10 protein-coding genes are annotated in these 12120 nt (G+C 65.6%); 1 reads left to right on the plus strand and 9 read right to left on the minus strand.

The genetic code is table 11. From position 1 onward, the window contains the following. Positions 1 to 222: 222 nt before the first annotated feature. The 6 genes from GGR43_RS16520 to groES all read right to left on the minus strand — a co-directional run bounded on the left by GGR43_RS16520 (position 223) and on the right by groES (position 6194). Positions 223 to 1518 (minus strand): O-acetylhomoserine aminocarboxypropyltransferase/cysteine synthase family protein, encoded by a 1296-nt coding sequence (locus GGR43_RS16520; protein WP_188073069.1) that lies wholly within the window; start codon positions 1516 to 1518, stop codon positions 223 to 225. 69 nt (positions 1519 to 1587) lie between these two features. Next, entirely contained in the window at positions 1588 to 2283 is a 696-nt protein-coding gene (locus GGR43_RS16525) for a peptidylprolyl isomerase (protein ID WP_188073070.1), read from the minus strand. Beyond that, complete coding sequence (locus tag GGR43_RS16530; RefSeq protein WP_188073071.1) at positions 2280 to 3377, minus strand: AI-2E family transporter; 1098 nt, start codon at positions 3375 to 3377, stop codon at positions 2280 to 2282. Before GGR43_RS16530 ends, GGR43_RS16525 begins: the two co-directional genes overlap by 4 nt. Before the next feature lie 10 nt (positions 3378 to 3387). Then, positions 3388 to 3903: a flavin reductase family protein gene (locus GGR43_RS16535; protein ID WP_188073072.1), complete on the minus strand. Its 516-nt coding sequence runs from the start codon at positions 3901 to 3903 to the stop codon at positions 3388 to 3390. A gap of 266 nt (positions 3904 to 4169) precedes the next feature. After that, positions 4170 to 5810, minus strand: coding sequence for a chaperonin GroEL (gene groL / locus GGR43_RS16540; RefSeq protein ID WP_188073073.1), 1641 nt, complete (start codon positions 5808 to 5810; stop codon positions 4170 to 4172). A gap of 96 nt (positions 5811 to 5906) precedes the next feature. Continuing rightward, on the minus strand, positions 5907 to 6194 hold the full coding sequence (gene groES, locus GGR43_RS16545; protein WP_188073074.1) for a co-chaperone GroES: 288 nt from the start codon (positions 6192 to 6194) through the stop codon (positions 5907 to 5909). A gap of 267 nt (positions 6195 to 6461) precedes the next feature. On the opposite strand from groES, the gene sppA reads away from it, so the two are divergent. Then, positions 6462 to 8360: a signal peptide peptidase SppA gene (sppA, locus tag GGR43_RS16550; RefSeq protein WP_188073075.1), complete on the plus strand. Its 1899-nt coding sequence runs from the start codon at positions 6462 to 6464 to the stop codon at positions 8358 to 8360. On the opposite strand, the gene GGR43_RS16555 is transcribed toward sppA, so the two are convergent. The 3 genes from GGR43_RS16555 to odhB all read right to left on the minus strand — a co-directional run bounded on the left by GGR43_RS16555 (position 8357) and on the right by odhB (position 12116). Further along, positions 8357 to 8998 (minus strand): trimeric intracellular cation channel family protein, encoded by a 642-nt coding sequence (locus GGR43_RS16555; protein WP_188073076.1) that lies wholly within the window; start codon positions 8996 to 8998, stop codon positions 8357 to 8359. The two genes, sppA and GGR43_RS16555, sit on opposite strands and share 4 nt — an antisense overlap. 371 nt (positions 8999 to 9369) lie before the next feature. Then, complete coding sequence (lpdA, locus tag GGR43_RS16560; RefSeq protein WP_188073077.1) at positions 9370 to 10770, minus strand: dihydrolipoyl dehydrogenase; 1401 nt, start codon at positions 10768 to 10770, stop codon at positions 9370 to 9372. A gap of 110 nt (positions 10771 to 10880) precedes the next feature. Further along, positions 10881 to 12116, minus strand: coding sequence for a 2-oxoglutarate dehydrogenase complex dihydrolipoyllysine-residue succinyltransferase (gene odhB / locus GGR43_RS16565; RefSeq protein ID WP_188073078.1), 1236 nt, complete (start codon positions 12114 to 12116; stop codon positions 10881 to 10883). Positions 12117 to 12120 lie beyond the last annotated feature (4 nt).

The raw sequence follows: 12120 nt of genomic DNA on the forward strand, positions 1-12120 counted from the left end.
CGATCAGCTCCCGATCAGCTCGACGCGCCAGAGCGGTGGCCGATTGGATTGAATCGGCCACCGCTCTGCCTTTATTTGCTTTCCGCATATTGCAAGCCATCGGCTGTTCCAGCCGACTTCACCAGACTCTGTCCTGTTCAGATTGAACCGGACAGAGTCTGGATATTCTTTGTTTCCCGCGTTTTCCGAGCCGTCAGATGTGCCATCTGACTTGAAAACGCTCTATGCTCTGTCCAGCTCCTGCCCGATATCGGCGATGATGTCGTCGATATGCTCCAGCCCGATGGACAGGCGCACATAGCCGGGCGACACGCCCGCCGCCGCCTGCTCCTCCGGCGAGAGCTGCGAATGGGTGGTGGACGCCGGATGGATCGCAAGGCTGCGCGCGTCGCCGATATTGGCGACATGATAGAGCAGCTTCAGCCCATCGATGAACCGGCGCCCGGCCTCCAGACCGCCTTTCAGTTCGAAGCCCAGCAGGCCGCCGAAACCGCCGGTCAGCACCTTCTCCGCGCGGGCGCGCTCCGCCCCGTCCTGCCGCGACGGATGGATGACGCGCACCACATCGGGACGCGACGCCAGATAGTCCACGACCTTGCCCGTATTCTCGCAATGGCGCGGCATGCGCAGCGGCAGCGTCTCCATGCCCTGCAATATCTGGAACGCGTTGAACGGCGAGAGCGCCGAGCCGAGATCGCGCAGCAATATCGTCCGCGCGCGCAATATATAGGCAATCGGGCCGAGCGGCTTCGCCGCCTCCGCCCACACCGCGCCATGATAACTGGGATCGGGCGTGTTGAGATTGGGCTGGCGATCCGGAAAGGCGGACCAGTCGAAATTGCCGCCATCGACGATCAGTCCGCCGATCGAGGTGCCGTGGCCGCCCAGATATTTGGTCGCGGAATAGACGACGATCGCCGCGCCCCGCTCCAGCGGCCGGGCGATCAGCGGCGCGGCGGTATTGTCCACGATCAGCGGAATGCCGAGCGGCCGCCCCGCCGCCGCGATCTCCGCCATGGGCGGGACGACGAGCTTCGGATTGGGCAGCGTCTCCACATACCAGGCGCGGGTGCGCTCGTCGCTGGCGCGCGCAAAGGCGCCCGCATCGGCGGGATCGACGAAGCGCACCTCTATCCCCATGTCGCGCAACGTGTTGGCGAAGAGATTATAGGTGCCGCCGTAGAGGTCCGTGCCGCTGACGATATTGTCGCCCGCCCGCGCCAGATTCTGCACCGCGAAGGCCGACGCCGCCTGCCCCGACGCCACGGCGAGCGCGGCCGCGCCGCCTTCCAGCGCGGCGATGCGGTCTTCGAGTATCGCGGTCGTCGGGTTGCCGAGCCGCGTGTAGATATTGCCCAGTTCCTCCAGCGCGAACAGGCGCGCGGCGTGGCCGCTGTCGTGGAACTGATAGGATGTCGTCTGGTAGATCGGCGGCGCCACCGATCCGGTGGCCGGGTCCGCGCGCCAGCCGGCATGCAGCGCCAGCGTTTCGGGGTGCAGCCTGCGTTCACTGCTCATCACTATCCTCCTTATCCTTACGGCAGGAGTTTCATCACCCTTTGCCGGCGATTGCAACGCTCAGTATGTTTAGGGAGCGGGCTTGGCCTGCGCCTGGGGCGGCGTACGGCGCGCCGTCACGATCTTGACCGGTGTGGCGAGCATCTGCCCCTGCATCCCGTTATCGGCGCCCAGCGTCGGGGAAATGGGCGCCTCCTTGATCTTCAGGATCACGTCCATGCCCTCCACCACATGGCCGAACGCCGCGAAGCCGCTATTGTCGCCGGGATTTTCGGGATGGGCGTCGAGGCTCGACATATCGCCCACGGTGATGAAGAAATCCGTGCGCGCGGAGCCTTCCTCCCTGCGCGCCATGGAAACGGTGCCGGTGCGGTGGGACAGGCCGGTTTTGGTGGTCGGCTCATGCGCGACCGGCGGGAACAGCTTCTGCCCCGGCTTCAACTGCGTGATGCCGCCCTGCACCAGGCCGAAATCCGGCGCGGTGTTGATCGCGCGATAGAAGGTCGCGCCGTCATAGAGCTTCGCGTCCACATAGCGCAGGAAATTCGCGGTGGTGACCGGCGCCCGCTCTTTCTCCAGCTCCAGCACGATCGGCCCTTCGGCGGTCTGGAGCGTCACCAGCACGGTGGCGGGCTTGGGCTGGTCCGGCGGCGACGATGCCTGCCCGGTGCTTTCGACGGGAGTGGCAGGCACATCCTGTGCCATCGCCGGACCATGGACGGCGCCGAGCATCAGCGCCGCGAAAATCAGAGCCTGCTTCCTCATTCGACCCCCATTTTTCCCGCGAGCGCGGGCTGGTCCGGCGCTGCGCCGGGGCGCCGCAGCGCGATGAAGATTTCCCATACCGCGAGGAACAGCGCGGCGATGACCGGACCGATGACGAACCCCGACAGGCCGAACAATTGAAGGCCGCCCAACGTGGAGATCAGCACCACATAGTCGGGCATGCGCGTGTCCCGGCCGACGAGGATCGGACGCAACACATTGTCCACCATGCCGATGACGAACAGCCCGCAAAAAACGAGGATGCCGGCCTTCACCATCGCCCCGGTCGCGAAAAGATAGATGGCGACCGGCACCCAGACGAGGCCGGTGCCCACCGCCGGCAGCAGCGAGAAAAAGGCCATCGACACGCCCCACAATACGGCGCCGCCGATGCCGAGGCCCCAGAAGATGAGGCCGCCCAGCCCGCCCTGCACGATGGCGACGATCATGTTGCCCTTGATCGTCGCCCGCACCACGGCGATGAATTTCTGCGCCAGCGCCCGCCGCTGCGCCGAATGGAGCGGGATCGCATCGACCACCAGCGCGGACAGATAGGGCCCGTCGCGCAGCAGGAAGAAGGTGAGGTACAGCATCACGCCCAGCGACACGAAGAAGGAAAAGGCCTGCTGCCCGATGTTGAGCGCCTGCGCGGCCAGCGTTTCGAAGCTGGCGGCAAGGCCGCTGCCGATGCGGTCGCGGATCGCCTCTATATTGGTCAGCCCCAGCCGGTCGAGCTGCTGCGTCGCCCAGTCGGGCAGCGCGCTCTGCACCTGATAGAAATAGGCCGCGAAATCGATCTGCCCCGACCGGATGCCGCCATAAAGCGCGGTGGCTTCCTGCAACAGCAGCCCGCCCAGGATGATCATCGGCACGATGACCACGGCAATCAGCGTCACCAGCGTGGCGGCGGCGGCAAGATTGGCGTGGCCCGGCCATTTCTTCAGCAGCGCCCGCTGCATCGGCGTGAACAGGATCGCGGCGACCACGGCCCACAATATCGCATTGTGGAAAGACAGGACCAGCCAGATGAAGGCCAGCGTCGCGGCCCCCACCAGCAGCAGGAACATCCTGTTTTCCAGCCGGCCTTGTTCCATTCCCTGCCCCTTACAGCTTCGGACCGATGCGGCGATAGGCGCCATCCAGATAGATCAGCGGATCGACCGTATCGGCGAGGCGCACCGACTGCACGTCGCCGATGAAGATGTCGTGCGATCCGTAGGAAATGCGCTGGCGCTGGTGACAGCTGATGACCGCCTGCGCGTCGGCCGCATAGGGCAGGCCGTGCTCGTCCGTTTCCCAATGGCCGGTGGCGAAGCGCTCCTCGCCCTTTGCCGCGCCGCCGCAGCAGCGGGCAATATCCTGCTGGTCGACGCCGAGGATATTGAGGCAGAAATTCGCGCCGCCTTCCAGTATCTTGTAGGAGGAAACGGTGCGATTGACGCAGATCAGCATCGAGGGCGGGTCCATACTGAGCGGTGTCACCGCCGTCGCGGCCATCGCATAGCGGACGCCCGCATCGTCTATGGTGGTGATGATGACGACCGACTGGGCAAAGCCGCGCATCGCCCCCTTCAGCTTCGCCGCCAGCTCTTCCGTTCCCGCCACCGCTTCAGTCTTCATCTTGTTCCCCCTTGGTATTCGGATGATTCAACTGATGGTGAAGGCAAAGGTTTCAGTCAATGAAGATCATCGCACGCGGAACGCGCCTTGCCCGAATTGTGGAAGAAATGGGCTGAAGATGAGCGATTTCCCTCGTCACGCCAGCACAGGCCGGCATCTCAGGAGGCGTTACGACTCCGGCCTCTCCCGCCGTCCAAACCCTGAACGAAAAAACCGGAGGCGCTTTCGCGCCCCCGGCTCTTTTCTTCACCTGGGTTGGCGAGGACTTAGAAGTCCATGCCGCCCATGCCACCCATGCCGCCCGGCATCGCGGGGGCCGCCTTGTCTTCCGGCAGCTCGGCGATGGTCGCTTCGGTGGTGATCAGCAGACCGGCGACCGAGGCCGCGTTCTGGAGCGCGGTGCGCACGACCTTGGTCGGGTCGATGACACCGGCGGAAACCAGATTTTCGTAGGTTTCGGTCGCGGCGTTGAAGCCGAAGGAGGTGTCGCCCTGATCGAGCAGCTTGCCCGAAACGACGGCGCCGTCATGGCCCGCATTGCTGGCGATCTGGCGCACCAGAGCGGTCAGCGACTTGCGGACGATATCGATGCCGCGGGTCTGGTCTTCGTTCGCGCCGTTCAGGCCCTCGATGGCCTTGGTCGCGTAGAGCAGCGCGGTGCCGCCACCGGGGACGATGCCTTCCTCGACCGCGGCGCGGGTCGCGTGCAGCGCGTCGTCGACGCGGTCCTTGCGCTCCTTCACCTCGACTTCGGTCGCACCGCCGACCTTGATCACCGCAACGCCGCCGGCGAGCTTCGCGAGACGCTCCTGGAGCTTCTCGCGGTCATAGTCGCTGGTGGTGATTTCGATCTGCTTGCGGATCGCCTCGACGCGGCCCTTGATCGCTTCGGCGTCACCGGCGCCATCGACGATGGTGGTGTTGTCCTTGTCGATCGTGACGCGCTTGGCGGTGCCAAGCATGCCGATGGTGACGTTTTCGAGCTTGATGCCGAGATCCTCGGAGATCAGCTCGCCCTTGGTCAGGATCGCGATGTCTTCCAGCATCGCCTTGCGGCGATCGCCGAAGCCCGGAGCCTTGACCGCCGCGACCTTCAGGCCGCCGCGCAGCTTGTTGACCACGAGGGTGGCGAGCGCTTCGCCTTCGATGTCTTCCGCGATGATGAGAAGCGGACGGCCCGACTGCACGACCGATTCCAGGATCGGCAGGATCGACTGAAGGTTCGACAGCTTCTTCTCATGGATCAGGATGTACGGATCCTGAAGCTCGACCTGCATCTTTTCCGGGTTGGTGATGAAGTAGGGCGAGAGATAGCCACGGTCGAACTGCATGCCTTCGACGACTTCGAGCTCGAATTCGAGGCCCTTGGCTTCCTCGACGGTGATCACGCCTTCCTTGCCGACCTTGTCCATGGCCTCGGCGATCTTCTCGCCGACTTCACGGTCGCCATTGGCGGAGATGATGCCGACCTGCGCGACTTCGTTCGAACCGGCGACCGGCTTGGAGCGCGACTTGATGTCCTCGACCACCTTGGCGACGGCGAGATCGATGCCGCGCTTCAGGTCCATCGGGTTCATGCCGGCGGCGACCGACTTCATGCCTTCGCGCACGATCGCCTGGGCGAGAACGGTCGCGGTGGTGGTGCCGTCACCGGCGATGTCGTTGGTCTTCGAAGCGACTTCGCGAACCATCTGGGCGCCCATATTCTCGAACTTGTCCTTCAGTTCGATTTCCTTGGCGACCGAAACGCCGTCCTTGGTGATGCGGGGGGCGCCGAAGCTCTTGTCGATGACGACGTTGCGGCCCTTGGGCCCCAGCGTCACCTTCACCGCGTCGGCGAGGATGTCAACGCCGCGCAGGATGCGCTCACGAGCGTCGCGGGAAAATTTTACCTCTTTTGCAGCCATGGTATCTACCTCTGCTTTCTGGATTGCTTGAAAATCGTGGAACTGGATCGGATCGATATGGTCGGCCTTAGCCGACGATGCCCAAGCCCGTTGGCTTTAGCCAACAATACCAAGGATGTCCGATTCCTTCATGATGAGCAGGTCTTCACCATCGACCTTGACTTCGGTGCCGGACCATTTGCCGAACAGCACACGATCGCCGGCCTTCACGTCCAGCGGGGTGACCTTGCCGTCTTCGCTCTTCGCACCGCTGCCGACGGCGACGATCTCGCCTTCCTGCGGCTTTTCCTTGGCGGTGTCGGGGATGATGATGCCACCGGCGGTCTTTTCCTCGGCCTCTACGCGGCGAACGAGGACGCGGTCATGCAAAGGACGAAATCCCATAAATGTGCCTTTCCTTATTAATGACGGAGAAACCCCGGCTTCCGGTCGTTTCGGCTGTCGCCGCCCCTTGTCCGGCCGCAAGGATCACCCCTGACAATCCATCCTTAGCACTCTCGCCCGGAGAGTGCCAGCGACGTGCATATGGGACGCCCTTTCGACCGATCAAGAGGAGGGCGAAAGAAATTTTTGCATTTTCCCATTCCCCTTGCGATGCGCCGCGCCGCGCATTAGCCCTGTCGCTTCCCGATCTTCCCGAAGAGGGCATCCATGGCATTTGCGAAGGCAATCTGGCGTTTCATCATGGCGGTGAAGGACGTGCTGGTCCTGTGCTTTCTGCTGCTGTTCTTCGCCACCCTCTACGCGATGCTGACCTTTTCGGCGGGGGAGCGCCCGGCGCACACCAGCGAGGGCGCGCTGCTGCTCGATCTCGACGGCTATATCGTCGAGCAGCCCAGAGCGGCCGATCCTGCATCCCTGCTGATCGGCGGCGCCGCCCCGGTGCGCGAATACAGGCTGCGCGACATAGTGATGGCGCTGGAGGCCGCGCGCACCGATCCGCGCGTCAAGGCGGTGGTGCTCGACCTCGACGGCTTCATGGGCGGCGGACAGGTCGCGATCGCCCGCGTGGGCAAGGCGCTGGACGGGCTGCGCGCCGCGAAGAAGCCGGTGCTCGCCTATGCCACCGCCTATGAGGATGACGGCTATCAGCTGGCCGCCCATGCCGGCGAGGTGTGGCTCAACCCGCTGGGCGGCGTCGCGCTGCTGGGGCCGGGCGGGTCGCAGCTTTATTACAAGGGGCTGATCGACAAGCTCGGCATCACCACCCACATCTTCCGCGTCGGCACCTACAAGAGCGCGGTCGAGCCGTTCCTGCGGACCGACCAGTCGCCCGAAGCGCGGCAGGCGAACCAGGCGCTGGCCGATCATCTCTGGCAGAACTGGAAGGCCGATGTCGCCGCCGCCCGTCCCGCCGCGCGGATCATCCCCTACAGCGCCGATCCGGTCGCCGCCGTGGAGGCCGCGCAGGGCAATCTCGCACGCGCGGCGATCGACGCCAAGCTGGTGGACAAGCTGGGCGACGACGGGGAGTTCGAGCGGCGCGTCGCCGGTATCGCGGGCGAGAACGGCAAGGAGGACGGCCCCGCCTTCGCCGCGATCGACCTCGACGATTATATCCGCGCCAAGCGCCCCGCCAACAAGGGGCAGATCGGCGTGCTGACCGTGGCGGGCGAGATCGTCGACGGCGAGGCCGTGCCCGGCACGGCGGGCGGCGACAGCATCGCCGACCAGCTTTACGGCGCGCTGGCGGACAAGGATCTGAAGGCGCTGGTGCTGCGCGTCGATTCCCCCGGCGGGTCGGTGCTGGCGTCGGAACGGATCCGCCGGGCCATCGTCGAGGCGCGTGCGCAGGGGCTGCCGGTGGTGGTGTCGATGGGCAATGTCGCGGCCAGCGGCGGCTACTGGATCGCCACCGCATCCGACCGCATATTGGCCGAGCCGTCCACCGTCACCGGCTCCATCGGCGTGTTCGGCATCGTGCCGAGCTTCGAAGGCATGCTGGCGAAGATCGGCGTGACCTCGGACGGCATCCGCACCACGCCGCTGTCGGGCGAGCCGAATGTGCTGGGCGGGCTCAGCCCCGAATTCCGGCGCGTCACCCAGCTGGGGGTGGAGGATGCCTATCGCCGCTTCCTCGCGCTGGTCGCCGCCGCGCGCAAGACCACGCCGGACAAGGTGGACGCGATCGCGCAGGGCCGCGTATGGGATGGCGGCACCGCCCGCCAGCTCGGCCTGGTCGACGGCTTCGGCGGGCTGGAGGAAGCGATCGCCGAAGCGGCCCGGCTTGCGAAGCTCGATCCGGCGAAGGCGCGGCCCTATCATATCGAGCCGAAGGTCGATCCCTTCACCCGCTTCATCGAGGACTGGATCGAGAAGCGCTCCGTCCGCGCCGCCGCCTCGCCGGTCGCGGGCAGGGATCTGGTCGGACGGCAGGGCGAGCGGCAGCAGCAGATGCTCGCCCGCGCGCTGCGCGACGCCGCGCTGATCGGACGCGGCGCATCGGTGCAGGCGAGTTGCCTTTCCTGCGCGCCCTATGCTCCCGCCGCGGCGGCGGGAAAGGACGACAGGGGGCTGGCGGCGATGCTGCTGGACCTTCTCCGCCGCTAATCGCTGTCCCCACCCCTATAGGCGGGAAGGCCCCACCCCTTCGTCATCGCCACCGCCCGCAGCGCGAAACCGACCACCGCCGCGACCAGCCCAGCCACGGCCTCCGACGCTCCCCCCGCGAGCAGGATCGGATACAGCCCGGCCGCCAGCGCGGCGGCGGTCACGTAGATTTCGGGACGGATCAGGATGGACGGCTGCCCCGCCAGCAAATCGCGGATCACACCGCCGACGCAGGTCGTCAATATGCCCATCACCGCCGCGATGAACGGATCGATGCCATAGCTCATCGCCTTGGCGGTGCCGAACACCGAATAGGCCGCCAGCCCCACCGCATCCAGCCAGTCGACCGCGCGCGGACTGAGCCAGCGATAGGGCGTGAACCAGACGGCCAGCCCGGCCACGCAGCAGACGATGGCGAGGCGGGGATCATGCACCCAGAACACCGGCGCACCGATCAGCAGATCGCGCACGGTGCCGCCCCCCACCCCGGTCGCGAGCGCGAAGAACAGGAAGGTCACCAGCGTCAGCCGCAAGCGGGCGGCGACCAGCGCCCCCGACGCCGCGAACACCGCCGTGCCGACGATGTGCAGCGCGGCGAGCAGGGAATCTATCGGGATGGGAATGACCGCGGGCGCCATGATTGCCCAGTAGGCCGGTTGTGGGGCGAAGTCGAGCGCGGTGCTCGTGCTGGCTGCCGGGCAAGTGTAAGGGAGGCTTGCACATCGCATGGAGAACAGCGCTGCATGGGATCAGAAGGGAACCTCAGCCTTATCGGCACCCTGAACTTGGTTAGCTGCGCTGGCCTCCGGCTCAGGGTCCATTTCGCCGGATCGAGCGTAGGCTTATCAGGCTTGATGGATGCTGAAACAAGTTCACCATGACAGTTTGGCCAGGTCACTCAGCACCTCAAAACCGAACGCCCTATCCTAACAGCGCCCGCCCAACAAAAAGGCGGCCTCCCGCCGGAAGCCGCCTCCTTTTCCTGTGTCCGGAAAGCCCCGAAAAGCCCTCACATATGGATCGGTTTGCCCAGCACCGCCATCGCGGCTTCCTTCACCGCCTCGCTGTGGGTGGGATGCGCGTGGCAGGTATAGGCGATGTCTTCCGACGTCGCGCCGAATTCCATGGCCTGCGCGGCCTGCGCGATCATCGTGCCGGCGACCGACGCGATGATGTGGACGCCCAGCACCCGGTCGGTGTCGGCATCGGCGATGATCTTCACGAAGCCGTCGGTATCGTCATTCGCCTTGGCGCGGCTGTTGGCCAGCATCATGAACTTGCCGACCTTCACCTTGCCCTTTTCCTTCGCCTGCTCCTCGGTCAGGCCGACGCTGGCGATTTCCGGATGGGTGTAGACCACCGCCGGGATCACGTCATGGTTCACGATGCCGGTCAGGCCCGCGATATTCTCCGCCACCGCGACGCCTTCGTCCTCGGCCTTGTGCGCGAGCATCGGGCCGGGGATCACGTCGCCGATCGCCCAGACGCCGGAAACCGCGGTCGCGAATTCATGGTCGGTCTCGATCTGCCCGCGCTGGTTGACGGCCAGCCCGATCTTGTCGAGGCCCAGTCCGTCGGTGTTCGGCTTGCGGCCGATCGCGACCAGCACGACATCGGCCTCGATCGTCTCGCCCTCGCCGCCCGCGGCCGGTTCGACGCTGACCTTCGCCTTCTTGCCCTTCACCTCGACGCCGGTCACCTTGGTGCCGGTCTTGATGGCGAAGCCCTGCTTGGCGAACAGCTTGGCGGCTTCCTTGCGCACGTCGCCGTCCATGCCGGGCAGGATCTGGTCGAGATACTCGACCACCGTGACTTTCGCGCCGAGGCGCCGCCACACCGAGCCCAGTTCCAGGCCGATCACGCCGCCGCCGATGACGACCATGTGACCCGGCACCTTCTCAAGGTCGAGCGCGCCGGTGGAATCGACCACGATGCCCTTGGCGTTGTCGATCTCCACGCCCGGCAGCGGCGTGACCGACGAACCGGTGGCGATAACGACATTCTTCGCGGTGACGGTCTTGCCCGCCACTTCGACGCTGTGCGCGTCCTTGAAGGTCGCGAGGCCCTTCAGCCACTCGACCTTGTTCTTCTTGAACAGGAATTCGATGCCGCCGGTCAGGCTGCTGACGACCTTCTTCTTCTCGTCCATCATGTCGTCGAGGTCGAGTTCGGCGCCCTTCACCTTCACGCCATATTTGGCGAGCAGGCCGCTCGACACTTCCTCATATTTCTCGGACGCGTGCAGCAGCGCCTTGGACGGGATGCAGCCGACATTGAGGCAGGTGCCCCCCAGCGTTTCCCGGCTTTCCGCGCAGGCGGTCCTGAGGCCCAGTTGCGCCGCGCGGATCGCCGCCACATAGCCGCCGGGACCGGCGCCGATCACCAGAACGTCATAATCGAACTCTGCCATAGTCGCACTCCGTTCCCCCCGGCCTTGTCAGCCTGACCGTTCAAAGGGGCCGTTCTATATTCGGGAAAAGTCCGGGCCGTGACAAGGTCGGGCCCGGACGGGTTCAAATCTTACAGGTCGATCAGCAGGCGGGTCGGATCCTCGATCGCGTTCTTGATCGCGACTAGGAAGGTCACCGCCTCGCGGCCGTCGATCAGGCGATGGTCGTAGCTGAGCGCCAGATACATCATCGGCCGCACGACCACCTGACCGTTGCGGACGACCGGGCGGTCCTCGATACGGTGCAGGCCCAGCACCGCCGACTGCGGCGGGTTGATGATCGGGGTGGACATCAGCGAGCCGAAGACGCCGCCGTTGGAGATGGTGAAGGTGCCGCCCTTCATGTCTTCCATCGTCAGCGCGCCTTCCTTGGCGCGCTTGCCGAAATCGCCGATGGTCTTCTCGATTTCCGCGACGCTCATTTCCTCGGCGTTGCGGATCACCGGCACGACCAGGCCGTTGGGCGCGCTGACCGCGACCGAGATGTCGGCATAGTTGTGATAGACGATCTCGTCGCCCTCGATCTGCGCGTTGACGGCGGGCACATCCCGCAGGGCCATGCACACGGCCTTGGTGAAAAAGCCCATGAAGCCCAGACGGACGCCATGCTTCTTCTCGAACAGATCCTTGTACCTGGCGCGCGCCTCGATCACCGCGCTCATGTCCACATCGTTGAAGGTGGTGAGGAGAGCGGCGGTTTCCTGCGCGCTCTTCAGGCGCTTGGCGACGGTCTGGCGCAGGCGGGTCATCTTCACCCGCTCTTCCGCGCGCTGCGGCCCGGAAGCGACGGCGGCGGCGGCCGGAGCGGCGGCGGCGGCATCCGCCTTCGCGGTGCCGGCGGCGACGGCGGCCATCACGTCATCCTTGGTCAGGCGGCCGTCCTTGCCGGTGCCCTTGATTCGGCTGGGATCGAGGCCATGCTCCAGCACCAGACGGCGCACCGCCGGGGACAGGGTGACCGCGCCGCCTTCCTCGACAGCGGCGGCAGGTGCAGCGGCCGCGGCAGGCGCCGGGGCGGATGCAGCGGCGGCCGGAGCGGCAGCGGCTGCGGGCTTGGCGGCGGCGGTGGCGCCTTCCTCGACGATCGCGATCACCGCGCCGACATTCACGGTATCGCCTTCGGACACCATATGCTGGCCCATCACGCCCGCGACCGGCGAGGGAACGTCGACCGCGACCTTGTCGGTTTCGAGGCTGGCGATGGGCTCATCGACGGCGACCGCGTCGCCCGGCTTCTTCAGCCATGCGCCGACGGTTGCTTCGGTAACGGATTCTCCCAGAACGGGAACCTGGACTTCAGTTGCCATGATG

The organism is Sphingobium jiangsuense, from assembly GCF_014196495.1.
Taxonomy (GTDB): domain Bacteria; phylum Pseudomonadota; class Alphaproteobacteria; order Sphingomonadales; family Sphingomonadaceae; genus Sphingobium; species Sphingobium jiangsuense.

Coding starts and splice junctions, on each gene's coding strand:
- GGR43_RS16555 (WP_188073076.1), bottom strand. CDS start 8,998: ATGGCGCCCGCGGTCATTCCCATCCCGATAGATTCCCTGCTCGCCGCG.
- GGR43_RS16535 (WP_188073072.1), bottom strand. CDS start 3,903: ATGAAGACTGAAGCGGTGGCGGGAACGGAAGAGCTGGCGGCGAAGCTG.
- lpdA (WP_188073077.1), bottom strand. CDS start 10,770: ATGGCAGAGTTCGATTATGACGTTCTGGTGATCGGCGCCGGTCCCGGC.
- groL (WP_188073073.1), bottom strand. CDS start 5,810: ATGGCTGCAAAAGAGGTAAAATTTTCCCGCGACGCTCGTGAGCGCATC.
- GGR43_RS16530 (WP_188073071.1), bottom strand. CDS start 3,377: ATGGAACAAGGCCGGCTGGAAAACAGGATGTTCCTGCTGCTGGTGGGG.
- GGR43_RS16525 (WP_188073070.1), bottom strand. CDS start 2,283: ATGAGGAAGCAGGCTCTGATTTTCGCGGCGCTGATGCTCGGCGCCGTC.
- groES (WP_188073074.1), bottom strand. CDS start 6,194: ATGGGATTTCGTCCTTTGCATGACCGCGTCCTCGTTCGCCGCGTAGAG.
- GGR43_RS16520 (WP_188073069.1), bottom strand. CDS start 1,518: ATGAGCAGTGAACGCAGGCTGCACCCCGAAACGCTGGCGCTGCATGCC.
- odhB (WP_188073078.1), bottom strand. CDS start 12,116: ATGGCAACTGAAGTCCAGGTTCCCGTTCTGGGAGAATCCGTTACCGAA.
- sppA (WP_188073075.1), top strand. CDS start 6,462: ATGGCATTTGCGAAGGCAATCTGGCGTTTCATCATGGCGGTGAAGGAC.